This is a genomic window from Allobosea sp. Root483D1 (assembly GCF_001429505.1).
In the GTDB taxonomy this organism is placed as follows: domain Bacteria; phylum Pseudomonadota; class Alphaproteobacteria; order Rhizobiales; family Beijerinckiaceae; genus Allobosea.
The window spans coordinates 362,489-386,575 of sequence record NZ_LMJW01000011.1 but is presented as its reverse complement, the minus strand read 5'-3'; the positions used below and the strand labels follow the sequence as shown (position 1 = coordinate 386,575).

23 protein-coding genes and 1 tRNA gene are annotated in these 24,087 nt (G+C 66.3%); 18 read left to right on the top strand and 6 right to left on the bottom strand.

What is annotated here, in order from left to right:
- The first annotated feature begins 213 nt into the window (after nt 1-213).
- The 15 genes from ASE66_RS11655 (at nt 214) to maiA (ending at nt 16,649) form a co-directional block, all read left to right on the top strand.
- On the top strand, nt 214-2,103 hold the full coding sequence (locus ASE66_RS11655) for an ABC transporter ATP-binding protein (RefSeq protein WP_057189758.1): 1,890 nt from the start codon (nt 214-216) through the stop codon (nt 2,101-2,103).
- Complete coding sequence (locus ASE66_RS11650; protein ID WP_057189757.1) at nt 2,103-4,016, top strand: ABC transporter substrate-binding protein; 1,914 nt, start codon at nt 2,103-2,105, stop codon at nt 4,014-4,016. The genes ASE66_RS11655 and ASE66_RS11650 overlap by 1 nt, the downstream gene beginning before the upstream one ends.
- A gap of 5 nt (nt 4,017-4,021) precedes the next feature.
- The gene (locus tag ASE66_RS11645; protein ID WP_057189923.1) at nt 4,022-5,020 is read left to right on the top strand and encodes an ABC transporter permease; all 999 of its coding nucleotides are present in this window, start codon (nt 4,022-4,024) and stop codon (nt 5,018-5,020) included.
- 2 nt (nt 5,021-5,022) lie between these two features.
- The gene (locus tag ASE66_RS11640; protein ID WP_057189756.1) at nt 5,023-6,195 is read left to right on the top strand and encodes an ABC transporter permease; all 1,173 of its coding nucleotides are present in this window, start codon (nt 5,023-5,025) and stop codon (nt 6,193-6,195) included.
- A gap of 28 nt (nt 6,196-6,223) precedes the next feature.
- Nucleotides 6,224-7,363, top strand: a complete 1,140-nt coding sequence (locus ASE66_RS11635) for a glycosyltransferase family 4 protein (protein WP_057189755.1) — start codon at nt 6,224-6,226, stop codon at nt 7,361-7,363.
- Nucleotides 7,360-8,148 (top strand): polysaccharide deacetylase family protein, encoded by a 789-nt coding sequence (locus ASE66_RS11630; RefSeq protein WP_057189754.1) that lies wholly within the window; start codon nt 7,360-7,362, stop codon nt 8,146-8,148. The genes ASE66_RS11635 and ASE66_RS11630 overlap by 4 nt, the downstream gene beginning before the upstream one ends.
- A gap of 93 nt (nt 8,149-8,241) precedes the next feature.
- Nucleotides 8,242-9,522 (top strand): glycosyltransferase family protein, encoded by a 1,281-nt coding sequence (locus tag ASE66_RS11625; protein WP_057189753.1) that lies wholly within the window; start codon nt 8,242-8,244, stop codon nt 9,520-9,522.
- Nucleotides 9,523-9,721: 199 nt separating this feature from the next.
- Nucleotides 9,722-10,957, top strand: a complete 1,236-nt coding sequence (locus tag ASE66_RS11620; protein ID WP_057189752.1) for a metal-dependent hydrolase family protein — start codon at nt 9,722-9,724, stop codon at nt 10,955-10,957.
- A gap of 33 nt (nt 10,958-10,990) precedes the next feature.
- A complete protein-coding gene (locus tag ASE66_RS11615; RefSeq protein ID WP_244494875.1) occupies nt 10,991-11,806 on the top strand; it encodes an ABC transporter permease in 816 nt (271 codons plus the stop codon).
- Entirely contained in the window at nt 11,806-12,867 is a 1,062-nt protein-coding gene (locus ASE66_RS11610) for an ABC transporter ATP-binding protein (RefSeq protein ID WP_057189751.1), read from the top strand. Before ASE66_RS11615 ends, ASE66_RS11610 begins: the two co-directional genes overlap by 1 nt.
- A gap of 76 nt (nt 12,868-12,943) precedes the next feature.
- Nucleotides 12,944-13,990 carry an ABC transporter substrate-binding protein gene (locus tag ASE66_RS11605; protein WP_057189750.1) on the top strand — a complete coding sequence of 349 codons (1,047 nt, stop codon included), beginning with the start codon at nt 12,944-12,946 and terminating at the stop codon, nt 13,988-13,990.
- Nucleotides 13,987-14,856, top strand: coding sequence for an ABC transporter permease (locus ASE66_RS11600; RefSeq protein WP_244494874.1), 870 nt, complete (start codon nt 13,987-13,989; stop codon nt 14,854-14,856). Before ASE66_RS11605 ends, ASE66_RS11600 begins: the two co-directional genes overlap by 4 nt.
- Nucleotides 14,857-15,081: 225 nt before the next feature.
- On the top strand, nt 15,082-15,270 hold the full coding sequence (locus ASE66_RS11595; protein WP_057189748.1) for a twin transmembrane helix small protein: 189 nt from the start codon (nt 15,082-15,084) through the stop codon (nt 15,268-15,270).
- 101 nt (nt 15,271-15,371) lie between these two features.
- On the top strand, nt 15,372-15,977 hold the full coding sequence (locus ASE66_RS11590; RefSeq protein ID WP_057189747.1) for a hypothetical protein: 606 nt from the start codon (nt 15,372-15,374) through the stop codon (nt 15,975-15,977).
- Nucleotides 15,978-16,016: 39 nt separating this feature from the next.
- Nucleotides 16,017-16,649 (top strand): maleylacetoacetate isomerase, encoded by a 633-nt coding sequence (gene maiA / locus ASE66_RS11585; RefSeq protein WP_057189746.1) that lies wholly within the window; start codon nt 16,017-16,019, stop codon nt 16,647-16,649.
- 3 nt (nt 16,650-16,652) lie between these two features.
- Here the strand turns inward: maiA and ASE66_RS11580 are convergent, their stop codons facing one another.
- The 3 genes from ASE66_RS11580 to cpdR form a co-directional block, all read right to left on the bottom strand.
- Nucleotides 16,653-16,898: a hypothetical protein gene (locus ASE66_RS11580; protein WP_057189745.1), complete on the bottom strand. Its 246-nt coding sequence runs from the start codon at nt 16,896-16,898 to the stop codon at nt 16,653-16,655.
- Between the two features lie 179 nt (nt 16,899-17,077).
- Nucleotides 17,078-17,152, bottom strand: a tRNA-Val gene (locus tag ASE66_RS11575).
- Nucleotides 17,153-17,286: 134 nt separating this feature from the next.
- On the bottom strand, nt 17,287-17,646 hold the full coding sequence (cpdR, locus tag ASE66_RS11570; RefSeq protein ID WP_038363805.1) for a cell cycle two-component system response regulator CpdR: 360 nt from the start codon (nt 17,644-17,646) through the stop codon (nt 17,287-17,289).
- Nucleotides 17,647-17,935: 289 nt separating this feature from the next.
- Between cpdR and ASE66_RS11565 the strand changes: the two genes are divergently transcribed.
- Nucleotides 17,936-18,856: an N-formylglutamate amidohydrolase gene (locus ASE66_RS11565; RefSeq protein ID WP_057189744.1), complete on the top strand. Its 921-nt coding sequence runs from the start codon at nt 17,936-17,938 to the stop codon at nt 18,854-18,856.
- A 347-nt stretch (nt 18,857-19,203) separates the two neighbouring features.
- Nucleotides 19,204-19,986: a histidinol-phosphatase gene (hisN, locus tag ASE66_RS11560; protein WP_057189743.1), complete on the top strand. Its 783-nt coding sequence runs from the start codon at nt 19,204-19,206 to the stop codon at nt 19,984-19,986.
- Here the strand turns inward: hisN and ASE66_RS11555 are convergent.
- Nucleotides 19,891-20,961 (bottom strand): alpha/beta fold hydrolase, encoded by a 1,071-nt coding sequence (locus ASE66_RS11555; RefSeq protein ID WP_057189742.1) that lies wholly within the window; start codon nt 20,959-20,961, stop codon nt 19,891-19,893. The genes hisN and ASE66_RS11555 overlap by 96 nt on opposite strands.
- Before the next feature lie 176 nt (nt 20,962-21,137).
- Between ASE66_RS11555 and ASE66_RS11550 the strand changes: the two genes are divergently transcribed.
- Entirely contained in the window at nt 21,138-21,599 is a 462-nt protein-coding gene (locus tag ASE66_RS11550; RefSeq protein WP_057189741.1) for an Hsp20 family protein, read from the top strand.
- Between the two features lie 120 nt (nt 21,600-21,719).
- On the opposite strand, the gene ASE66_RS33685 is transcribed toward ASE66_RS11550, so the two are convergent.
- Nucleotides 21,720-22,472 carry a hypothetical protein gene (locus ASE66_RS33685; protein WP_057189740.1) on the bottom strand — a complete coding sequence of 251 codons (753 nt, stop codon included), beginning with the start codon at nt 22,470-22,472 and terminating at the stop codon, nt 21,720-21,722.
- A 102-nt stretch (nt 22,473-22,574) separates the two neighbouring features.
- Nucleotides 22,575-23,633, bottom strand: coding sequence for a threonine aldolase family protein (locus ASE66_RS11540; protein ID WP_057189739.1), 1,059 nt, complete (start codon nt 23,631-23,633; stop codon nt 22,575-22,577).
- Nucleotides 23,634-24,087 lie beyond the last annotated feature (454 nt).

Sequence of the window (24,087 nt, the reverse complement as noted above, 5' to 3'; positions counted from 1 at the left end):
GCGATTTCAAGTTCGGTCGGAGCAGGCGAGGCGTCGGGAGCGCCAACCTTGTTGCAAGATCGTCATCGAGACGGGACAAGGACGGCGGGACGGGACGACGAACGCTCCAGGCAGCGGCGAAAAGCGAAGCTTCTGCGGCAAATGGATCCGGATGACGGTATCGGCCGTTAGTCCGGCAATGCGAACATCAGGGGACGACGGCAGCGGCCGCAGATGAACATTCTCGAGATCAACGACCTGCGGATCGGCTTCACCATTCACGGCTTCGCTCGCGATGTCGTGAAGGGCGTCGATTTCCGGATTCCGGCCGGCAAGACCGTTGCACTCGTCGGCGAATCCGGCTCGGGCAAATCGGTGATCTCTCAGGCGATCATGGGCCTGCTGCCGCGCGCTGGCGCCGTCACCGGCGGAAGCATCCTGTTCCGCGATCCGCAGACGGCAGATGCGGTGATCGACATCGCCACCCTGCCCGCCGAGGGCAAGGAGATCCGCGACCTGCGCGGCGGCCGGATCGGCATGATCTTCCAGGAGCCGATGTCCTCGCTCTCGCCGGTCCACACCATCGGCAACCAGATCGAGGAGGCACTGCAACTGCACCGGCCGGTGCCGAAGCAGGAAGCGCGGGCGCTGATCGAGGCGATGCTGAAGCGCGTCGGCTTCAAGGATCCGGCGCGTGCCTACGATTTCTACTCCTTCGAGCTCTCCGGCGGCCTGCGTCAGCGCGCCATGCTCGCCATGGCGCTGATCTGCCAGCCGGCGCTGCTGATCGCCGACGAGCCGACCACGGCGCTCGACGTCACCATCCAGGCCCAGGTGCTCGACCTGATGCGCGATCTCCAGGCCGAGATGGGCATGGCGATCCTGCTGATCACCCATGATCTCGGCGTCGTCGCCAACATGGCCGACGAGGTCGTGGTGATCTACCATGGCGAGATCATGGAGAGCGGCCCGGCCGAGGACATCTTCCGCCGGCCGCAGCACCCCTATCTCAAGGCGCTGCTCAAGGCCTCGCCGCATTTCGACATGCAGGAGGGCGAACGGCTGGTCGCCCTGCGCGAGGCGAGGCCGCGTACGCCCGCAGCGCCAAAGCCGGCCCCGGCCTCAACACCGCAAGGCCGCGGGCAGCGGGCTCCGCTCCTCGCCGTGCGGCACGTCTCCAAGACCTACACGACCCATTCGAGCCGGTTCTTCGGCAAGGGCACGACCTCGACCGTCACCGCCGTCAACGATGTCAGCTTCGATATCGAGCGCGGCGAATGCCTCGGACTGGTCGGTGAGAGCGGCTGCGGCAAGACCACGCTCAGCAAGCTGATCATGCGGGCGCTGACGCCCGATTCCGGCGAGATTCGCTTCGACGACGGCAAGGACTGCCTCGACATCCTCTCGTTGCAGGGCGAGGATCTGCGCGGCTTCCGCCCGAAGCTGCAGATGATCTTCCAGGATCCGGTCTCGTCGCTGTCGCCGCGCATGACCGTGATGAACATCCTGCGCGAGCCGCTCGTCATCCACGAGCGCGGCGACGGCGCCGAGCAGAAGGCCCGCGTCAAGGCCCTGATGGACGATGTCGGCCTCGATCAGCGCTTCCTCTCGCGCTATCCGCACTCCTTCTCCGGCGGCCAGCGCCAGCGCATCGGCATCGCCCGGGCGCTCGCGCTCGATCCTGAACTGATCATTTGCGACGAACCGGTCTCGGCGCTCGACGTCTCCGTCCAGGCGCAGATCCTCAACCTGCTCAAGGACCTGCAGGCCGAGCGCGGGCTGACCTTCCTGTTCATCTCGCATAATCTGGCGGTGGTGAACTACATGGCCGACCGCATCGCGGTGATGGCGAACGGCCGCATCGTCGAGCTCGCACCGCGCCACACTTTGTTCACTGCGCCGGTCCACCCCTACACCAAGGCGCTGCTGAAATCGGTGCCCTTCGCCGACCTCGACCGCAAGCTCGACTTCAAGCTGGCTGCCCCCGGCGGCGCCTCCGACACCCGCCATTGGCCGGCCGGCTTCAAGCCCGATCCGGATGGGGAGGCGCTGGCGCATCTCGATCTCGGCGCCGGCCATCTCGTCCTCGCCAAGCCCGGCGCCGATGTCAGGGAGCTCGCCTGATGCGGATCGCGCGCAGGAGCTTCCTCATAGGGACGGGCGCCGCCCTCATCGCGCCCCGACTGGGCTTTGCCGGCGTCGAGACTCTGATCGACAGCCCCGCGCTTGCCGCCAAGGTCGCCGCCGGTGGGCTGCCGTCGCTCTCCGAGCGCCTGCCGAAATCACCGCGGCTGATCGATGTCGCGGCCATGGGTCGCGCGCCCGGCCGGCATGGCGGCACCATGCGGATGCTGATGGGCGATCAGCGCGACATCCGCATGATGACGATCTACGGCTACACCCGTCTCGTCGTCTATGACGAGAAGCTCGAACTCGCGCCCGATGTGCTGGAGAGTTTCGAGGTCGAGCGCGGCCGCGTCTTCACCCTGCGGCTGCGGGCCGGCCATCGCTGGTCGGACGGCCATCCCTTCACCGCCGAGGATTTCCGCTACTGGTGGGAGGACGTCGCCAACAATAAGCGGCTCTCGCCGGGTGGGCCACCACAGGCGATGCTGATCTCGGGCCAACCTTGCAGCTTCGAGGTCCTCGACGACGTCACGCTGCGCTACACCTGGACGGAGCCGAACCCGGTCTTCCTGCCCGCGCTCGCCGGCGCCCAGCCGCTCTACATCGCCATGCCGGCGCATTATCTCAGGCAGTTCCACCAGCGCTATGCCGGCAAGGAAGAGCTGGAGCAGAAGATCAAGACCGCCCGCGTCAAGGACTGGGGCTCATTGCACGAGCGCTTCTCGCGCCAGTACCGGCCGGAGAATCCCGACCTGCCGACGCTCGACCCCTGGCGCAACACCACGTCGATCCCGGCCGAGCGCTTCACCTTCGTTCGCAACCCTTATTTTCACCGGATCGACGAAAACGGCCGGCAACTGCCCTATGTCGACGAGGTCACGCTGACCATCGGCAGCGCCGCATTGATCCCCGCCAAGACCGCCGCCGGAGAGAGCGACCTGCAGGCCCGCTATCTGCGCTTCGAGGACTACACCTTCCTGAAGGGTGCTGCGAAGCGGATGAATTTCGAGGTCAGGCTGTGGAAGCGGGCCGAGGGCGCCTCGTTCGCGCTGATGCCCAACCTGAACGCGATCGATCCGATCTGGCGCGACCTCAACCGCGATGTCCGCTACCGCCGCGCGCTCTCGCTCGCGATCAACCGCCGCGACATCAACCGCGTCATCTATTTCGGGCTCGCCAAGGAGAGCGGCAACACCGCTTTGCCCGAGAGCCCGCTCTATGATGCGGCACTGGCGCAGCTCAACATGACGCCGGACCTCGCCGAGGCCAACCGCCTGCTCGACGAGATCGGCCTCGCCAAGCGTGACGGCGAGAAGATACGCCTGTTCCCGGATGGGCGCCGCCTGGAGTTCACCATCGAGACCGCCGGCGCCTCGACCGAGGAGACCGACATCCTCGACCTGGTCAAGCAGGACTTCATCGCGATCGGCATCAAGATCCACCCGCGCTCGAGCCAGCTCGACGTCTTCCGCCGCCGCATCCTTGCCGGCCAGACGATCATGTCCGGCTGGACCGGCATGGACAATGCGCTGGTCGCAGCCGAGATGGAGCCCGACGCGCTGGCACCGACCTCGCCCGCCCAGTTCAACTGGCCGCGCTGGGGCCAGTATTTCGAGAGCGGCGGCCGCGAGGGCGAGGCGCCCACCATTCAGGAGGCAAAGGAGCTGGTCGAGCTCTACCGGGGCTGGCGGCATTCGACGACGCATCAGGAGCGCCGGGAAATCTGGCAGACGATGCTGAGGATCAACGCCGAGCAGCTCTTCACGATCGGCGTGGTCAATGCCACGCTGCAGCCGGTCGTGATCGCGAAAACACTGCGCAACGTGCCGGATAATGGCCTCTACAGCTTCGAGCCGGGCGCCTTCTTCGGCCGCTACATGCCGGACACGTTCTGGTTCGAGGGGAAGTAGCCGTGCTGCTGAAGTACATCTTCAAGCGCATCCTGGTGATGATACCGACGCTGTTCGTCACCAGCGTCCTGATCTTCACCGTCATCAATCTCCCCGAGGGCGACTATTTCGAGACCATGGTCGCCGAGATGCAGGCCCAGGGCGAGAAGGCGGACATGAGCCGCGTCGAATTCCTGAAGAAGGAATACGGCTTCGACAAGCCGCCGGCCGAGCGCTATTTCTGGTGGGTCACCGGCCTGCTGCGCGGCGACATGGGCTATTCCTTCGAATATCAGCTTCCGGTGCGCGATATCGTCGGTGACCGCCTGCTCCTGACGATGATCGTCTCCTTCTTCACCATCATCTTCACCTGGATCGTCGCCTTTCCGATCGGCATCTACTCGGCGACGCATCAGTACAGCTGGGGCGATTACGGCCTCACCTTCATCGGCATGCTCGGCCTCGCCATACCGCATTTCCTGCTCGCGCTGATCTTCCTCTATTTCGCCAATATCTGGTTCGGCACCTCGATCGGCGGCCTGGTCGACCCGCAATATCTCAACCAGCCGATGAGCTGGGCCAAGTTCAGATCGGTGCTGGAGCACCTCTGGATTCCGGTGATCATCATCGGCGCCGGCGGCACCGCCGGCATGATCCGCAAGCTGCGCGCCAACCTGCTCGACGAGTTGCAGAAGCAGTACTACGTCACCGCCCGCGCCAAGGGCCTGCCGCCGGGCAAGGCGCTGCGCAAATACCCGCTGCGCATGGCGCTCAACTTCTTCATCTCGGATATCGGCGACATCCTGCCCTCGATCGTCTCCGGCGCCGAGATCGTCGCGATCGTGCTCTCGCTGCAGACCACCGGCCCGCTGCTGATCCGGGCGCTGCAGAGCCAGGACATGTATCTCGCCGGCTCGTTCCTGATGTTCCTGTCATTCCTGACGGTGATCGGCGTGCTGATCTCCGACATCGCGCTCGCCCTCCTCGATCCGCGCATCCGCCTGCAGGGGACGGCGACCAAGTGACGATGCCTTCGCCCTCTCCGGTCCCTGAACCGCTGCCGCATCGCTGGTCGACCGCGCCGTTCGAGCCCTATGCGGTCGAGAAGATGTCGCCCGAGCAGGAGCGGGTCTATCTCGCCCCGCAGTGGAAGCTGATGTGGTGGAAGTTCCGCAAGCACAAGCTCGCGGTAATCTCCGGCGTCGTCATCCTCTTGATGTACCTGTCGGTCGCGTTCGCCGAATTCCTGGCGCCCTATCACTACACCACGCGCAATACCGACTTCATCCGCGCCCCGCGCCAGGAAGTGCGTCTCTTCCACGAAGGCAGCTTCATCGGCCCCTTCGTCTATCCCTATGTCCAGCGCCTCAACATGGAGAACCTGAAGCGCGAATACGACGTGGACACCACCAGGCCGCAGAAGATCCGCTTCTTCTGCCGCGGCGACGGCTACGAGTTCTGGGGGCTCATCCCGGGCAATCTCCACTTGTTCTGTCCGCCCGAGGGCGGCACGCTCTATCTGCTCGGCACCGACCGGCTCGGCCGCGACATGTTCTCGCGCATCCTCTATGGCGGGCGGATCTCGCTGACCATCGGCCTGCTCGGCGTCAGCGTCTCCTTCGTGCTCGGCATCATCATCGGCGGCATCGCCGGCTATTATGGCGGCAAGGTCGACCTGATCGTCCAGCGCGTCATCGAGATCGTGCAGTCGCTGCCGCATATCCCGCTCTGGCTTGCGCTCGGCGCGATCATGCCGCCGTCCTGGAGCCCCCTGCTGGTCTATTTCGGCATCACCGTGATCCTCGGGCTGATGGACTGGACCGGGTTGGCCCGCGCGGTGCGCTCGAAGCTTCTGGCGCTGCGCGAGGAGGACTATGTCGTCGCCGCCCAGTTGATGGGCGCCAAGCCGGCCCGCATTATCGGCCTGCATCTCGTGCCCGGCTTCATGAGCCATCTCATCGCCGCCGCGACCATCACCATCCCCAAGACGATCCTCGGCGAAACCGCGCTGTCCTTCCTCGGCCTCGGCCTCAGGCCGCCGATCACCAGCTGGGGCGTGATGCTGAACGAGGCGCAGAACATCAACGTCGTCGCGCTCTATCCCTGGCTGCTCTACCCTTGCGTCCCGGTGATCGTCATCATCCTCGCCTTCAACTTCCTCGGCGACGGCCTGCGCGATGCAGCCGATCCGTACCGCTGAAGCCCGCTCGCCCATCGCAAGACCAGCCGTGAAGATCGCCTTCCACACGCCGCTGAACCGCTATGGCGACGGCGCCCCCTCGGGTGACCGGCTGATGGCGCGCCAGCTGGTGACACTGCTGGAAAGCCTCGGCCACGCCGTCGCGATCGTCCCGGCCGAGCGCAGCTTCATGCGCGAGCCAGACCCAACGCTGCTCGCTGCTCACAAGGATGCGGCACAGGACGTGATCGCGTCGCTGACGGAACGCTGGCAGGCGCCGGAGACCCGACCCGACCTCGTCTTCAGCTATCACTGCCATTACCGGGCGCCCGACCTGATCGGCCCCATCCTGGCCGAGCACTTCGACCTGCCGTATCTCGTCGCCGAGGCCAGCGATGCGCAAAAGCGCTTCGACGGACCCTGGGCGGAGGCAGCGGCGCTCGCCCGCGCCGCGATCCTGCGCGCCGACCTGCATCTGTGCATGACGGCCCGCGACCGCGAGGGCCTAAGCCGGCTCATCCCTGAGCCGGAGCGCCTGATCGACCTGCCGCCCTTCCTGCTCGGTGTCGAGGAAGTCCCGGAGCATTCCGCCGCTCCTCGCGAGGGGGACGAGCCGGTGCGCCTGATCGCCGTCGCGATGATGCGCCAAGGCAACAAGGCCAACTGCTACCTCTTCCTCGCCCGCACGCTCGCCCGCATCAGCGACCTGCCCTGGACGCTGACCCTGATCGGTGACGGCGTCGCACGCGCAGCTATCGAGGCCGCCTTCGCCAACTTCGCGCCCGGCCGTGTTCGCTTCCTCGGGCGCTGCGAGCGCGCAGAGATCCACGCGGAGCTCGCCTCTCACGACCTCTTCGTCTGGCCCGGCCTGAACGAGGCCTATGGCGTGGTCTATCTCGAAGCGCAGGCCGCAGGACTTCCCGTCGCGGCGTTGGACAGCGGCGGCGTGCCCGCCGTGGTGGCGCGCGACCGCACCGCTCTCCTCGCCCCCCATGGCGACGATGCCGGGCTGGCTGCAACGATCGCCCGGCTGATCGGCGATCCGGCGCTACGCGCCCGCATGAGCGCAGCCGCCCGAAGCTTCGCCCGCGAGGAACGCAATGGCGAAGAGGCCCGCGTCATCCTCGCCAAGGCGCTGGATGCCGCCATCGCCCGGCAGAGCCGCAGGGCCGCGGAGATCACACCTTGACGGACGCCGCCTGGTCCGCCCTCTTGGCTGAACTCGGCCGCTGGGCTGCCGCCGGCAAGCGCCTCGATCTCTGGCTGCGCGACGACGACGCGACCGTACCGAGCACGCAGCTCGATCGGCTCGCCGCGCTCTCCGAGCGCTTCGCGATTCCGGTGCTGCTGGCTTCGATCCCGCTGCTGGCGCAGGAGACCTTGGCCAAGCGCCTTGAGACCGCACCGCTGCTGCGGCCCTGCCAGCATGGCGCCTGGCATCGCAACCATGCGCCGCCCGGCGAGAAGAAGAGCGAATTCGGCCTGCACCGGCCGCTTCCGGACATCCTCGCGGAGATCACCGCCGGCCAACAGCGCCTGCGCGAGCTGTTCGGCAGCCGCCTCGTCTCGGTCTTCGTGCCCCCCTGGAACCGCATCCATCCAGATGTCGCAGCAGAACTGCCCGGACTCGGCTTCGCCGGCCTGTCCTGCTTCCGCAATTTCGCGCTTGGTCCCGCCGGCGGCCCTCGCCTCGTCAACACCGACCTCGACCTGATCGACTGGCATAGCGGTCGCGTCGGCAGGCAGCCCGGCGACCTCCTGGCCGAGATGGTCCGATTGCTCGCCATTCGCCGCTTGGACCCGGAACCCAACCAATCCTTTGGACTGCTGCTGCACCATCACGATCATGACAATACGACCTGGGGCTTCCTCACGAATCTGCTGGCGCGGCTGTCCGGTCACGCGGCCGTCGCATTCTCCGGTCCCGATGCGCTCTTCGGCGCGGCAACCTACTTGGCAATGGACTTGGATTGACGCGCCGGCAGCGCTATGGTTTTGGCCAGTTCGGGTGCGTTCTTGCGTCCCCCGGAGGCCATCTGACCTTCCAGTAGAGGACGCGACGCACGCATGGGCCTCAGTCTGATCGACGATAGCGGGGCGCGCCGTCCGCCATGCAGTCCGCATGCGCCGCGCGTCCTGATCTATAGCCACGACACCTTCGGTCTCGGCCATATCCGCCGCTGCCGGGCGATCGCCAATTCGCTGGTCGCGAGCTACCCTCATATATCAGTGATCATCGTCTCCGGCTCGTCGATGATCTCGAGTTTCCAGTTCGGCGACGGCGTCGACTATGTCCGCATTCCCGGCATCGAGAAGCAGAGCGATGGCCGCTATCTGCCGCATCATCTCAACCTGGAGCTCGCCGACACGATCCGCCTGCGCACCGACCTGATCAAGCAGACGGTGCTCTCCTTCGATCCGGACATCGTCATCGTCGACAAGGAGCCGATCGGCCTGCGCGGCGAGCTGATCCCCTCGCTCGAGATCCTGCGCCGCCGCGGCGCCCGTATCGTGCTCGGCCTGCGCGACGTGCTCGACGAGCCGGCCAAGCTGCATGAGGAGTGGCGCCAGAGCGGCGCGCTCGACGTGCTCGCCAATGTCTACGACGACATCTGGGTCTACGGGCTGGAGAGCATCTACCGGCCGCTCGACGGCTTGCCGAACCAGCATCTCTTCGCCGACAAGATCCGCTATACCGGCTATCTCAAGCGCGCCGTGCCTTCGCCGATGCCGCCGAACCGGCATCCGCGCATCACCAAGGGCCCGTTCATCCTGGTGACGCCCGGCGGCGGCGGCGACGGCGCCGGCGTAATCGACTGGGTGATTTCCGCCTATGAGGCCGATCCGACCATCGAATTGCCGTCGCTGATCGTCTTCGGCCCGTTCATGTCGCGCGAGAAGCGCAAGGAATTCACCGAGCGCATCGCGAAGCTGCCGAAACTGGAGAGCATCGGCTTCGAGCCGCGTCTCGAACTCCTGATGAATCGCGCTCACTGCGTCGTCGCCATGGGCGGCTACAACACCTTCTGCGAGATCCTCTCCTTCGACAAGCCGGCGCTGATCGTGCCGCGCGTCCGGCCGCGCCTGGAGCAGGCGATCCGGGCCGAGCGCGCCGACAACCTGCGCCTGATCGACGTGTTGCTCGACCCGACCCAGACCGGCGCGAGCGTGCGCGATCCGATGCAGATGGCGAAGGCCCTGCACGCGCTGCCCAAGCGCATGCCGCCATCGCAGGCCTTCCTGCCGGACCTGCTCGACGGCCTGCCGGCGATCAACCGCGCCCTCGCCAGCGACCTCTCGCTCCCGGTCCGCGGCCGGGCGTTGGCGCAGAACGCGGCCGCCGGCTAGAGCATTTTCGAGCGAAGTGGATACCGGTTCGCGTGAAGAAAATGCGATGAATGGAGAATTGGAGCCTGTCTGCGTTTCGGAGAAGCGCGGACAGGCTCCAATCGCATAAGGCGACCCCGCCGCACCATTGCGCGCAAGGCGCGATGGACAGGGCCGGCGAAGCTCATAATATATCAGGAGCTTTGCCGGAGACGCCGCCATGACGCAGGTCCTGTTCCGCAATTTCGCGATGCTGGAGCCCGATCACGGCGAGCTGCGCAAGGGCCACGAGCTGCTCGTCGAGGGCGAGCTGATCCGCGAAGTCTCGGACAAGCCGATCAAGGCCGACAAAGCCGATGTGATCGATTGCGGCGGGCGCACGCTGATGCCCGGCCTGATCGACAGCCATGTCCACGTCATGCTGTCGGAAGTCTCGATCCCCCTGCTGGAAAAGGTGCCGCTGACGCTGGCCACCGCCCGCGCCGCCCGCCTGATGAAGGGCATGATCGACCGCGGCTTCACTTCGGTGCGCGACACAGGCGGCGCCGACTGGGGCATCAAGGAAGCGGTCGAGAAGGGCGATATCGCCGGTCCGCGCCTGTTCATCGCCGGCGCCGCGATCGGCCCGACCGGCGGCCATAGCGATCCGCGCCGGCGCACCGACTTCGGGGCGCGCTGCCATTGCTGCAATGCCATGGCCTTCACGATGAACATCTCCGATGGCGTCTCCTCCGTTATCAAGTCGACGCGCGAGCAGATGCGGCTTGGCGCCGACCACATCAAGATCATGATGTCCGGCGGCGTCGCCTCGCCTTACGACCCGCTCGATTCCATGCAGTTCACGGTCGAGGAGGTCACCGCAGCCGTCACCGAGGCCAAGGCCTTCGGCCGCTATGTCTGCGCCCACGCCTATACGCCCGAAGCGATCACCCGCGCCGCGCAATGCGGCGTGCGCGCCATCGAGCACGGCAACCTGATCGACGAAGCCTCCGCCAAGCTGATGGCTGAGAACAACATGTTCCTGACCGCCAACCTCGTCGCCTATTACGCGATGCGGGAGCGCGCCGCCGAATTCGGCATGAACGCCGATATGCTCGCCAAGAACGACCTCGTCATCGATGGCGGCCTGAAGTCGCTGGAGATCTGCAAGCGTGCCGGCGTGCCGGTCGCCTATGGCTCGGACCTGCTCGGCCAGCTCCAGGTCGACCAGTCGCGCGAGTTCCTGCTGCGCCGCGAGGTGCTCTCGGCTATTGAGATCATCCGCTCGGCGACCACGATCGGCGCGCAGCTGTTGCGCATGGAAGGCAAGCTCGGCACGCTGCGTGCAGGGGCTTACGCCGATATCATCCTGATCGACGGCGATCCGCTGAAAAGCCTGGAGCTGTTCCAGGATCAGGGCGCGAAGCTGCCGCTGATCATGAAGGGTGGCGCGTTCCACAAGAATACGCTCCACTGAGAGCGAGTATCTGGTGATGAAGAGGGCAGCAATTTGAGCGTCGCGCGACCCAGCCTGGGACGTCTCGCGCTGAACGGCGCCGCCACGCTCTCGCTCGGTTTCATCCTGATGCCGCTGTTCTTCGTCGTCTGGCTCGCCTTCTTCCGCCAGGAGATCCCCTCCTTCCCGCCGGAAGGCTATTCACTGAAGTGGTTCCAGGCGGCGGCGAACAACAAGCCCTTCGTCGACGGCTTCATCCTCAGCCTGCAGGTCGGCGTGCTCGCGACCCTGATCGGGCTCGCGCTCGGCGTGCCGGCCAGCCTTGCCCTGATGCGCCATCGCATCGCGCTCGGACCGGCGATCAACACGCTGTTGCTGCTGCCGCTGGTGATGCCCGGCATCGTGCTCGGCACCTCGCTCTACGTCTTCCAGATCGAGACCGAGATCAACACAGGCCTGCCGGTCCTGGGTTCGCTCGGCGGCCTCGTCGCCGCCCATAGCCTCGTCGTCATCCCCTGGGTGGTGAAGCTGGTCACCGCGAGCCTCGCCGGCTTCGACCGTACCATCGAGGAAGCGGCGCAGAATCTCGGCGCCGGGCCCTGGACGACCTTTCGCCGCGTCACCCTGCCGAGCATCAGGCCAGGCCTCGTCGCCGGCTCGCTGTTCGGCTTCGTCACCTCCTTCGGCAATCTCGAGATGAGCCTGTTCCTGGTCGGACCCGGCCGGACGACGCTGCCGATCGCGATCCTGCAATACCTCGAATGGAAGATCGATCCGACGGTGGCGGCCGCCTCGGTCATCCAGATCGTCCTGATCGGAGCGGCGATGATCATCACCGACCGTTACGTCAAGCTGAGCCGGGTGGTCTGATGGCCAGATTGTCGATCGAGCATCTGCGCAAGGTCTATGGCGAGTTCACCGCCGTCGACGATTGCAGCATCGACATCGCCGAGGGCGAGTTCCTTGTCCTGCTCGGCCCATCCGGCTGCGGCAAGACCACGACCTTGCGCATGGTCGCCGGTTTCATCCAGCCGACTGCGGGCAAGATCACCATCGGCGAACGTGACGTCACCACCCTGCCGCCGTGGAAGCGCAATTGCGGCCTGGTCTTCCAGTCCTATGCACTCTTCCCGCATATGACCGTCGCCGAGAACGTCGCTTTCGGCCTGGAGATGCGCAAGATCGCGCCGGCCGATCGCGGCAGTCGCGTCACCGAAGCCTTGCGTCTCGTCCGCCTGACCGGCCTCGACGAACGCTATCCGCGCCAGCTTTCCGGCGGCCAGCAGCAGCGCGTCGCGCTTGCTCGCGCACTCGCCGTGGAGCCGGATGTCCTGCTGCTCGACGAACCGCTCTCCAATCTCGACGCCAAATTGCGCCAGGAGGTCCGCGTCGAGATCCGCGACCTGCAGCGCAAGCTCGGCCTGACCACGATCATGGTCACGCACGACCAGGAGGAGGCTCTCACCATGGCCGACCGGCTGGTGGTGATGGAGAAGGGCAAGGTCCGCCAGATCGGCACCCAGCGCGAGCTCTACGAGAAGCCGGCCGACCGCTTCGTCGCCGGCTTCATCGGTCGCAGCGCCTTCCTCGACGGTGCGATGGCGGAAGCCGGGCACTTCCGTAGCGGCGGCGGCCTCGACATCCGTTGCAAGGCTGATGCCGCCGGCCCGGCGACGCTGGCGCTCCGGCCCGAGCGTCTCGCCATCGGCGCGGAAGCGGAAGCTTGCGCCAACCGCTTCCGGGCCCGGGTCGAGCACGTCTCCTATCTCGGCGCGCTGCTCGACATCGACGTCCGGCTGACCGAGCAGGATCGCATCCTGCTGCAGGTGCCCAACCGCCCCGGCGCGGCCGAGCCGAAGCCGGGCGACATGATCACGATAGGCTGGGCCGAAGACGCCGGGCTCGTCTATCCGCGCGAGGCCAAGGCATGACGCCGAAAACTGGATTCCGGTTTTCGGACCACGTCATGCCCCAAAATCTCGACGGGCGTCCAACAGGGGAACGAACATGAAAAAGATCGACAGACGCGACCTTCTGAAGGCAGCCGGCGCGGTTGCCCTGCTTCCTGCCCTCGGTAGCGCCGTGCAGGCGCAATCAGGCGGCAAGGTCGTGGTCGGCACCTGGGGCGGCGACTATGCCCGCCTGCTGACCAAGAACATCGAGGACCCGCTGCTGAAGCCCAAGGGGCTCGAGGTGCTGCAGGACCAGGCCGGCGATGCGCCGCGCCGCGCCAAGATGGTGGCCGAACGCCGCCTGCCGCGCGGCACCGTCGATATCCAGGGCTTCTCGGCGGCCAACATGTTCGAGATGAACGAGGCCGGCGCCACGGAGACGCTCGACTACTCGAAGATCCCGAACGCCAAGAACCTCTTGCCGACGATGAAGTACCCGTACGGCATCGGGCACATCTATTCCGGCAATGTCGTCATCTACAATCCCAAGCTGATCAGCCCGGCCCCGACCGGCTTCAAGGACTGGCTCGATCCGAAATGGGGCAACAAGATCGGCTTCATCGACATCCAGTACCAGGCGATCATGATCGCCGCCTCGATGGCCGCCACCAACGGCGCCAGCATGAATGACATCGACAAGGCCAAGGAGGTCCTGCTCGCGGTCAAGAAGGCCGGCGCGCGCGTCTACCCGACCAACGAGGCCTTCGCCCAGGCGATGAAGAACGAGGAAGTCGGCATCAGCGCGATCTGGAAGGCGCGCGTGGTGCAATGGCAGAACGCCGGCATCCCCTGCGAGGCGGTCTCGCCGGTCGAGGGCATCCCGGCCTATGTCTCCGGCTTCGTCATCGCCAAGAACGCGCCCAACAAGGAAAACGCCTACGCCTATATGAACGCCATGCTCGCCAAGGAGCCGCAGGAGGCCTTTGCGGTCGACATGGGCTACAACGGCACGGTTTCCGGCCTCGCCGTCGCGCCCGACCTGCAAAAGCGCATCGGCTTCACGCCCGACGAGGAGAAGCGCATCAAGGATCTCGACTACGCCTTCCTCGCCAAGAACGATTCCGCGATGAAGGAGTGGTGGGACAAGGTGTTCAAGGGGTGAGCATCGCCCCCGAACCCGTCGCGGGTGCCCGCACCAGTCTTGCCGGGATGCTCGTCGTCCCGGCGACGATCTTTGTCGCGATCGGGCTGATTGGCCCGATTGCGATCCTGTTTCGCTATTCGCTCAACCAGTTCATCCCCGGCCAGTTCATGGTCGACGGGTTGACGATCGAGAACTACGTCAAGTTCTTCACCGACGGCTTCTATCTCAACGTGCTCTGGCGCACGGTCCGCGTCGCGGTGATCTGCACCATCGTCTGCCTGATCATGGGCTTCCCGCTCGCCTATGTGCTGGCGCGCACCGAAAGCCGTTTCAAGAACCTTCTGATCATGCTGGTGGTGCTGCCGCTCTTCGTCGGCAACGCCGTGCGCGCCGCCGGCTGGATGACCGCCTTCGGCAGCAAGGGCGCGCTCAACGCCTCGCTGGTGGGCCTCGGCCTGATCGACCAGCCGCTCGAGATCATGTTCACCGAGACCGCGGTGATCATCGGCATCATCGCGGTCAACCTGCCCTTCATGGTGTTGACGCTGCAGAGCGTGATCGAGGGCATCAACCGCAATGTCGAGGAGGCCGCCTTCAGCCTCGGCGCCGGCCCGGTGGCGATGTTCCGCCGCGTGCTCTGGCCGCTCGCCATGCCCGGGATCCTCGCCGGGACGATCCTGACCTTCATTCTGGCGATGAACGCCTATGCCACGCCGGTCCTGCTCGGCGGCCCGAAATTCCAGACCATGGGCCCGCTGGTCTACGGCCAGTTCGCCCAGCAGAACAACTGGCCCTTCGGCGGCGCGATCTCCTTCATCCTGATGACGGCGACGCTGCTCCTCACCATCGCCGCCAATCTGATCGTGCAGCGGCGCTATCGTTGAAAGCTGATTAGCAATTTCAGCCTCATCCTGAGGAGCGATCGCAGATCGCGTCTCGAAGGATGCTCCAGCGGGTTCCGGAGCCTCCTGAAGCATCCTTCGAGACGCAGCTCCGCGGCTCTCAGGATGAGGGCTGCAAGAGATTCTCGGGCCGCTTTCCCAAAGCTGTGGCGCTTCGCCGCCACGGCTGTGCTGGTCAAGCGCCACAGCGAGGATTAAAGCACGGCGATGAACGTCTCCTCCGCCATCGTTCCGATCGCCATCGGCGCCGTCGCCGTCGTGCTGCTGCTCGGCCTGGTCAACATGCTGCGCGGCGGCAGCGCCAACACCTCGCAGAAACTGATGCGACTGCGCGTTGTGCTGCAATTCGTCGCGATCCTGGTGATCCTCGGCGTGCTCTGGTGGCGCGCCGGCTGATCGTTCCGCGGTGGGCAAGGACGGCATCGTCACATTGCGGCCACCACTCTCTGCGCCTTTCTGATCCTTAAAAGTTTCGCTGAAAGCCCAACTCACCCGCCATGGTTCGCGTCGCGTCGCTGTTCGTTGCCCTCTCGGTCCTGTCTGCGCCCGCACTGGCGCAGGGCGACCGCAGCGGCACCCGCGCGCTCGGCTATGCTCCGGCGACGGAGGCGCCAGCACCCGCCTGGGAAGCGCGCCTCGGCCTCGGCGCCGCCAATCCCGGCGGACGCGAGAGCGGTCTTCTGAACTTCGGCGGCGAGATTCTGACGCCGCGCGTCGCCACGCTGGACGACCGCCTCGTCAACGCCTTCGTGCCGCGCTTCCATCTCGGCTCCAGCCTCAACGCCAACGGCACCCAATACGCCTATGCCGGCGCGACCTGGACCTTCGACGTCTCGCAGTCGATCTTCCTCGAGGCCAGCCTGGGCGCCGCCGTCAACAACGGCAAGACGGGCTTCGTCGTTCCCGAGAACCGTCTGAACGTCGGCTGCAACACCGGCGCGCGCGGCGCCGCCGCGCTCGGCTTCCGCCTCAGCGACCGCTGGAGCCTGATCGCAACGCTGGAGCATTTCAGCACGACCGGCTGCTCCGACAATCCGCTCGCCAATGCCGGCAATCCGCGTGGCCCCTCGAATTTCGGCGCCCGCCTCGGCTATACCTTCTAAGCCGGCCAGCTTGAGCCGGCCTCGTAAGGAGGCGGCACGATGAAGCTGCACGGCTATTTCCGCAGTTCGGCTGCCTGGCGCGTGCGTATCGCGCTCAATCTCAAGGGCCTCGACGTCGAGCACGTCTCGCATCATCTGCGCCATGGCGAGCAGCGCGATCCCGCCTATCTCGCGCTCAACCCGCAGGGGCTGGTGCCGACGCTGGAGCTGGACGACGGCACGGTGCTGACCCAGTCGCTCGCCATCATCGAATGGCTCGAGGAGACGCATCCCGAACCCGCATTGCTGCCGAAGGATCCGGTCGTGCGAGCCAAGGTCCGAGCCTTCGCCCAGGCGATCGCCTGCGACACTCACCCTGTGCAGAACCTCAAGGTGCTGAACCAGCTGCGCGAACTCGGCCATGACGGGGCGGCGGCGTTGGCCTGGGCGGCGAACGTCAATGTCGACGGGCTCACCGCCTGCGAGCAGCTCGCAGCGAACAATCCCGGTCCGTTCTGCTTCGGCGACAGGCCAAGTCTCGCCGATATCTGCCTCGTGCCGCAGCTCGGCAATGCCAGGCGCTTCAAGGTCGACGTCACCAAATTCCCGCGCCTGTTGCAGGCTGAGGCGGCGGCGATCGAGCTCCCGGCCTTCCGCAATGCTGCGCCGGACCGTCAGGCCGACGCCGAATAGGCTTCACCAGCGGCGATAAGGCCACGGCCCCCAATAAGGCCCGTAGAAGCCGGATGTCTCCAGCCGTGCCCGCCGCGAGGCCGAGCGGTCGAGATCGACCTCCATCAGGCAGTTGGCGAAGCTCTCAGCCCCCTTGCGAAAGCCATAGGAGCCGCAGCGCGCTTCATCGGCGCTGCGCTGCTCGGCTGCAGTCATGCAGCCGCCGAGGGCAAGGGCGAGGCCGAGTGCGGCGAGACCTGTCCAGCGCATGTCCAATTCTCCGAAGCACTCCAGCCCGAAGGCTGCGCCGCGAATCGGGTCGCATCGCGGCGCCGGCACGATGACGATCGATAGCACCCTCCAGCACTTCGGCCCAGCATGGCCTGGCGCGCATAAGCAAAACGGCCGCCCGGTGGGGCGGCCGTCTGTCCTTGGATTCAAGGAGAAAATGGTGGGCGCGACAGGGATCGAACCTGTGACCCCTACGATGTCAACGTAGTGCTCTCCCGCTGAGCTACGCGCCCGTTTTGCCCGAAGGCATCCGGAACGACACCGGCCCGAGGGCGGCATCGCTGCGAGGTGGAGGGGCTATAGCGGAGGCTTGCGCGCCTTGCAAGGCGCTTCGTCGGCTTCTGTGCAAGAAGCCGATACCAAGCCGTCAGGCCGCCAGCAGCTTCTCGACCTCGTTGACCAGCTCGCGCAGATGGAAGGGCTTCGACAGCACCTTGGCGTCCTTCGGCGTCTGCGAATCCGGGTTGAGCGCCACCGCCGCAAAACCGGTGATGAACATCACCTTGATGTCGGGATCGAGCTCGGTGGCGCGGCGCGCCAGCTCGATGCCGTCCATTTCGGGCATGACGATGTCGGTCAGCAACAGCTCGAACGGCTCCTCGCGCAGCCGGTTATAGGCCGATAGCCCGTTGTCGAACGAGGCGACGTCATAGCCCGCATTCTGCAGCGCCTTCACCAGGAAGCGGCGCATGTCATTGTCGTCTTCGGCCAGGAGAATCTTCGTCATGGCGCCTTGCTTCGTCCGTGATGTTGCACCGAGCCTACGCCACCCGCCCCGTTTGGCCGGAAGCCGATTCGCTCGCCTCGTCGTCCCTCGTACCGGGTGGCCGTCCCTGCCATTCCGGGCTTCGCCGGTCCAGCCCGGCGCAGGCGAACTCATCGCTCGCACACACCCGAATGGATCAGCCAGTTCTATTTGGCGACATTACGGTAAACAACCAGTGAAGGCTGGCTAGCCAAATGACGAAAGGTCAGGCCCTTCAACCGGGGGCGGCTTTGTGCTTGAGTCCGGCGACATGACGCTGCCAACCGGATTCTCCTTTCCTCGCCCGGACGACGTGATCGCCGAGATCGAGCGGCCGTTCACGCTCTACCAGCCCGCGCTGCAGGTCGTTCCTGTCATCGTCGACGTGCCCCATGCCGGGCGGCGCTATCCGCGCGCCTTCGTCGAGGGCTCGCGCCTGCCGCTCCGGGCATTGCGCCGGTCGGAGGACGCCTATGTCGACCTGCTGTTCTCCCATGCGGTCGCGCTCGGCGCGCCGCTGCTCGTCGCCGAGTTCCCGCGCGCTTTTCTCGACGCCAATCGCGAACCCTATGAGCTCGATCCGCGCATGTTCGAGGGCCGCCTGCCCGGTTTCGCCAACACCCGCTCGCTGCGCGTCGCCGGCGGGCTCGGCACGATCCCGCGCATCGTCGGCGAGGCCTATGAGATCTATGCGGGCCGCATCCCGGTCGAGAGCGCGCTGAGCCGGATCGAGGAGCTCTACCGGCCCTATCATGCCGGCCTGCGCCATCTGGTGAACCGCACGCAGGCGAGCTTCGGCAGCTGCATCCTGGTCGATGCCCATTCCATGCCCTCGACCGGACTCGACCGCGACGGCCTCGGCAAGGCCGACATCATCCTCGGTGACCGCTTCGGCACCAGCGCCGCGAGCTTCGTGGTGGATGCGGCGGAAGCGGCGTTCACGCGCGCCGGGCTCACCGTGACCCGCAACCGCCCCTATGCCGGCGGCTTCATCACCGAGCATTACGGTGCGCCGGGCTCCGGCGTGCATGCCTTGCAGATCGAGGTCAGCCGCGGCCTCTACATGAACGAGGCGACGCTCGAGCCGAGCAGCGGCTTCTCGGCGCTTCAGCAGGTGATCAGCGCCGCCATGGCCGAGTGCTTCGCACGCTGGAGCGGCTGGAACGACGACTGGCGGCAAGCGGCGGAGTAAGCCCCGTCTCCACCAACATCCTGTAATCCAAAGAAAAAGGGCCGCACACTTTCGTGGCGGCCCGAAGTCTAGGGAGGAAACGCCCAAGGAGGGCAACGAAGGTTTGAGGTCATCTCCCCTTCGCAGTGCACAATAACGCGTTGCGCTGCAAAAACACAAGTCCAAACGCAAATCCAGCCATGCGAAATTTGCATGACGGACGACACATTCAGCGCATGCCGTCCGATTTCGCAGGACTGAATGGAGCTGAACTGTCCTGACCTGATAGGTCTCCGCCCGGCAGTGCTTGTCTTCCCGCCCGCCGCACAGCATGAAGGCGGTAGCCGGACGGAGCCAAGGGAACCCTGATGAGCGCGGTCGATTTCACGGAGTTCGTCGCCCGGCTGGCGACCTTGTCGGGCCAGGCGATCCTGCCCTTCTTCCGCGCCCGGCATACGACCGAGGACAAGTCCGGCGGCGGCGTCTTCGACCCGGTCACCGAGGGCGATCGCGCCGGCGAGGACGTGATGCGCAACCTGATCAAGCGCACCTTCCCGGCCCATGGCATCCTCGGCGAGGAATTCGGCTCCGAGAACGCCGACGCCGACTATGTCTGGGTGCTCGACCCGATCGACGGCACCCGCGCCTTCATATCCGGTATCCCGGTCTGGGGCACCCTGATCGGGCTGACCCGCAAGGGCGTGCCGGTCTACGGCATGATGAACCAGCCTTTCACCGGCGAGCGCTTCTCCGGCGACGGCCGCATGGCGCGCTATGAAGGGCCAAACGGGCCACGCACACTCCACACCCGGCAGGTGACCGATCTCGCCGTGGCGACGCTCATGACCACCAGTCCGCATCTTTTCGTCGATGGGCAGAAGGCGGCCTACGGCCGCGTTGAGAGCGCCGTGCGCATGGCCCGCTATGGCTGCGATTGCTATGCCTATTGCATGCTCGCCGCCGGCCACATCGATCTCGTCATCGAGAGCGGGCTGAAGCCCTACGACATCGTCGCGTTGATCCCGATCATCGAGGGCGCCGGCGGCATCGTCACCTCATGGGACGGTGGCAGCGCCGCCCAGGGCGGCACCATCCTCGCCGCCGGCAACAAGACCCTGCACCAGGCCGCTCTCGCCCTGCTCAACGGCTGAGGCCGGCACCGCAGGCTTCCCGCCCGGCAATTCCTCGCCCGGCACGAAGGCGTCGAAGGCGGCCCAGAACTGCGCGCGGATCGCGTCGCTCTCCATCAGGATCTCGTGGCGGGCCGTCGGGAGCACCAGGGCCGAACCTGTCTTGAGCCGCGCCGCGAAGCGCTCGATCGCCGGCGTCGAGACCACGGGATCGCGCCCGGCGGCGACGACCAATGTCGGCACGCGCACTTCGAGCGGCGCGCGCGGCTGCGCCAGCCGGTCCATCAGCTGGAAGGCGGCACGGATCCAGCCGACGCTGGGATCGCCGATGGCGAGATCGCGCGCCGCCGCCGACAGAGCGGCGTTGCGGGCATAGCGGGCGGGATCGGAGCTCAGCCGATTGCCCTCGAACGGCTTGGTGCCGATCGCCGTGTCGCCGCCGCCGGGCACGAAGGCCTTGCCGAAGCCGAGCCAGTACAGCACCCGCGCCAGCCAGCGCGCACCCCGCGGATTCTCGATCATGCTGATGCCGAGCATCGGCGCGATCGCGACCAGCCGCGCCACCGGCAGCGCCTCGCGCCTGGCGGCGTCGAGGCAGAGCGCCGCACCCATGGAATGCGCCAGCGCGAAATAGGGTGGTGGAAAGCGCTCCTGCATCTGCGCCACGACCAGGGCAAGGTCGCGCTCATAATGCACGAGCCGGCCGACGTGGCCGCGACGCTGCCGGCCGGTGAAGCGCTGCGAGCCGCCCTGCCCGCGCCAGTCGAAGGTAAGGACATGGAAGCCGCGCCGGCGCAGTTCGGCGATCGTCTCGCTGTAGCGCTCGATGAACTCGGCCCGCCCCTGCGCGATCAGGACCGTGCCCTTCTCCCGCCGCACGCTCGGGCGCCAGCTTGCCAGGCGCAGGCGCGCGCCATCGCTGGTCGCGGCAAGCCAGACCTTGCCATGGCCGGGCACCGGATAATCCGGCTGATGGAAGAATTCGGCCTCGGTCATCGGCGCTCCGGCGGACTCATGACCTCGTTATGCCCAGCCCGACCCGGTCTTGAAAAGCCGGAAATGCCACCCAGATCATTGTGGCGCAGGCCGTCAAGCGGCTGTGCAACCCAAACCTGGCCCGCGCTCATGAGGAGGCGGGCTGCCACGAATGTCGCTTCCCCTGGAGGACAATCATGCGTTCCTACGATCTTTCCCCGCTTTATCGCTCGACCGTCGGCTTCGACCGCCTGTTCTCGCTGCTCGACCAGGCCACCAATGTCGACAACGCGCCGAGCTATCCGCCCTACAATATCGAGCGCACCGCCGAGAACGCCTATCGCATCTCAATCGCGGTCGCCGGCTTCGGCGAGTCCGACCTCTCGATCGAGAGCAAGGAGAACGCGCTGACCGTCCGCGGCGAGAAGAAAGCCGCCGATGCTGCTGAGAAGCGCGAAGTGCTGCATCAGGGCATCGCCGCCCGCGCCTTCGAGCGCCGCTTCCAGCTCGCCGACTACGTCCAGGTCACCGGCGCCAGCCTCGAGAACGGGCTGCTCCACATCGACCTCGTCCGCGAGATTCCCGAGGCCAAGAAGCCGCGCCTGATTCCGATCGGCGCACAGGGTGCCAAGGTGATCGAGGCCAGGAAGGCCGCGTGACCAAAGCCGCCTGACGGCAACGCCGGCGCAGCCGCGCCGCGAGCTTGAAAGAGCGGGAACCTCTCCGGGAAACCGGAGAGGTTTTTTTTGCGCCCGTGGATCCGGTTCGGCGGCTTGCCGTCAGGGCACCACCGTGACCGGCGGAATCGTCGTGTCAGGCACCGGAATGCTGCTCGGATGCGCCCGCGCCAGCGGCGGCTGACGATCGGGCTCGTCGGCCCCGCGAACATCCTGCGGGTTGACCAGCTTCGCCTTGCCGATGTCGCTCGGCGCGACCGACGGCACCGCAGCCGGCTTTGCCGCAGGCGCATCGGGCTTGGGGGCAGCCGGCGACGGCGGAACGACGGTTGCAGGCGCGCTCGCCTCGGCCGGAGGCTGGGCCGGCTTCAACGCGGCCGGCCGCTCCGGCGGACGCGGCGTCAGCTTCTTCGGCGCCGGACGTCCCTCCTCGCGCGGATCGAGCCTGACGGTCCGCGGCGGCGGTTGCAGGACAATGCGGTCGATCAGCTCGCCGCTGAACCGGTCGATGATGAGCCGCAGCCGCGACCCGTTCGCCGCCAGGCCGTCGACGATGATGGCCGAGCGGGTGCGAACCGTGCGCTGCACCTCGCGCAGGCCGAATTCCTGGACTGCGGTCCGCTCGATTGCCCGCGGTGGAATCGGCGCGGCGCGGCGTGGCGCATAGTCGTAGCGAGGGCCGTAGTCGTCATCATAGTCGTAGCCATAGCCGTAGCGAGCGTAGCCGCCACCGTAATCGTCGAGCTGCGCCAAAGCCGGGCTGCTCGCACCGGCGATCACTGCCAGGACGGCAAAGCCGGCCAGCCGGCGGCGCCGGGCGCGCGGCGCGGCGGCGGGCGAAACGAAAACTGCCATGGTCTGTCCTCTGTCAGACGAAATTCGCAGCCTTCAGTTCTCGGTAAGGATTGCGGCGCGCTTGCGGCGTGATTTCGCTGTGAAACAGGCGCTTTTCTACGCTCAGGCGGCGGCCAGCACGGCAGCGAGCCGATCGACCTCCTCAGCCCGCGTCGCGAAGGAGCAGACGAAGCGCCCGACGACTTCGCCGGGCTGCGACTTTGCCCCGTCCGGCAGCGCCGCATCGGACCAGGCGAAATACTGCGCGCCTTGCGCCGCAAGCGCCGCTTGCGCCTGCGGCGGCAGCACCAGGAAGACCTCGTTCGCCTCGCAGGCCCAGGCCAACCGGAGCTTACCTTCGGCCTCGACGGCTCGGGCGAGACGGTTGGCCATCGCATTGGCGTGGCGGGCCAGGTCGAGCCAGTGGCCATTGGCGAGCAGGCCCTCGAACTGCGCCCCGATCAGCCTGCCCTTGGACAGCGTGTGCCCGGCGCGCTTGCGCCGCCACGGCATCTCCCCGGCGTCGGCCGGATCGAAGACGATGACCGCCTCGGCGGCGAAGGCACCGTTCTTGGTGCCGCCGAAGGAAAGCACGTCGACACCGGCCTTCCAGGTGATCTCGGCCGGCGAGCAGCCGAGCGCGGCGACGGCGTTGGCGAAGCGGGCGCCGTCCATGTGGAGCTTCAGCCCGCGGGCCGCGATCGCCTGCTTCAGCGCCGCGATCTCGGCCGGCGTGTAGACCAGCCCGCACTCGGTCGCCTGCGTGATCGACAGCATTTGCGGCTGGACCTGATGCATGGCGCCCGCCCGCATGCGCGCGAGCTGGTCGATGACGACATCGGGGCCAAGCTTGCAGCCATCGCCCGGCAAGCCGACGATCTTGGCCCCGCCGGTAAAGAATTCGGGCGCGCCGCATTCGTCGGCGGCGATATGCGCCTCGTGATGGCAGAGTACCGCGCTCCAAGGCTGGACCAGACTCGCCAGCGCCAGCGCATTCGCCGCCGTGCCTGTCGTGACCAGGAAGACCGCGACCTCGCGTTCGAACAGCTCCGCGAACAGGCTCTCGACCCGCTTCGTCCAGGCATCGTTGCCATAGGCGGTGGAGAAGCCGTCATTGGCGGCCGCCATCGCCTGCATCACCGGCGCGCTCGCTCCGGCCAGGTTGTCGCTGATGAAGTTCATGGCAAGCTGGTATCCGGCGGGTGGCTGCGACGATCCTGACGGATAAGCAGCCTCCTGCTCCTGCGCAATCGGCTCTGGAGCCCGTTCCGATCTGCTTGCAACGCAAGCCGATCGGTAAAACGGTCTCCAAGCCTAAAGTGAGAGGCGGCTTCACTGATCAGGTTGGCTCAACCTGATCAGATCCGGCTCTCGCGCAGGGCAGCCTCGGCTGCCGACAACTTCCGGCTTGGCTTACCGGGCGCAGTGATGCGAAAATGTCGAGACCCATCCACAGATAGCAACAAAATGTCGCTGCACTGCAAAATCGACGCTTGTGCCCAGATTGGAATTCTGGCAAGGTCAAGGCAATAGGACAGCGATACTGTCCCATTTTCAAGGCGGGCCTCGCCGAGGCTCCGGCGCAGGCGGATGGAGCGGACGATGACGGAAGGTACGGCCAACAAAGCCAAAGCCA

What these genes read in the sequence shown, in the direction of transcription:
- ASE66_RS11655 (WP_057189758.1), top strand. Translation starts at nt 214, where the DNA reads ATGAACATTCTCGAGATCAACGACCTGCGGATCGGCTTCACCATTCAC.
- ASE66_RS11650 (WP_057189757.1), top strand. Translation starts at nt 2,103, where the DNA reads ATGCGGATCGCGCGCAGGAGCTTCCTCATAGGGACGGGCGCCGCCCTC.
- ASE66_RS11640 (WP_057189756.1), top strand. Translation starts at nt 5,023, where the DNA reads ATGCCTTCGCCCTCTCCGGTCCCTGAACCGCTGCCGCATCGCTGGTCG.
- ASE66_RS11625 (WP_057189753.1), top strand. Translation starts at nt 8,242, where the DNA reads ATGGGCCTCAGTCTGATCGACGATAGCGGGGCGCGCCGTCCGCCATGC.
- ASE66_RS11620 (WP_057189752.1), top strand. Translation starts at nt 9,722, where the DNA reads ATGACGCAGGTCCTGTTCCGCAATTTCGCGATGCTGGAGCCCGATCAC.
- ASE66_RS11610 (WP_057189751.1), top strand. Translation starts at nt 11,806, where the DNA reads ATGGCCAGATTGTCGATCGAGCATCTGCGCAAGGTCTATGGCGAGTTC.
- ASE66_RS11605 (WP_057189750.1), top strand. Translation starts at nt 12,944, where the DNA reads ATGAAAAAGATCGACAGACGCGACCTTCTGAAGGCAGCCGGCGCGGTT.
- ASE66_RS11595 (WP_057189748.1), top strand. Translation starts at nt 15,082, where the DNA reads ATGAACGTCTCCTCCGCCATCGTTCCGATCGCCATCGGCGCCGTCGCC.
- ASE66_RS11590 (WP_057189747.1), top strand. Translation starts at nt 15,372, where the DNA reads ATGGTTCGCGTCGCGTCGCTGTTCGTTGCCCTCTCGGTCCTGTCTGCG.
- maiA (WP_057189746.1), top strand. Translation starts at nt 16,017, where the DNA reads ATGAAGCTGCACGGCTATTTCCGCAGTTCGGCTGCCTGGCGCGTGCGT.
- ASE66_RS11580 (WP_057189745.1), bottom strand. Translation starts at nt 16,898, where the DNA reads ATGCGCTGGACAGGTCTCGCCGCACTCGGCCTCGCCCTTGCCCTCGGC.
- cpdR (WP_038363805.1), bottom strand. Translation starts at nt 17,646, where the DNA reads ATGACGAAGATTCTCCTGGCCGAAGACGACAATGACATGCGCCGCTTC.
- ASE66_RS11565 (WP_057189744.1), top strand. Translation starts at nt 17,936, where the DNA reads ATGACGCTGCCAACCGGATTCTCCTTTCCTCGCCCGGACGACGTGATC.
- hisN (WP_057189743.1), top strand. Translation starts at nt 19,204, where the DNA reads ATGAGCGCGGTCGATTTCACGGAGTTCGTCGCCCGGCTGGCGACCTTG.
- ASE66_RS11555 (WP_057189742.1), bottom strand. Translation starts at nt 20,961, where the DNA reads ATGACCGAGGCCGAATTCTTCCATCAGCCGGATTATCCGGTGCCCGGC.
- ASE66_RS11550 (WP_057189741.1), top strand. Translation starts at nt 21,138, where the DNA reads ATGCGTTCCTACGATCTTTCCCCGCTTTATCGCTCGACCGTCGGCTTC.
- ASE66_RS33685 (WP_057189740.1), bottom strand. Translation starts at nt 22,472, where the DNA reads ATGGCAGTTTTCGTTTCGCCCGCCGCCGCGCCGCGCGCCCGGCGCCGC.
- ASE66_RS11540 (WP_057189739.1), bottom strand. Translation starts at nt 23,633, where the DNA reads ATGAACTTCATCAGCGACAACCTGGCCGGAGCGAGCGCGCCGGTGATG.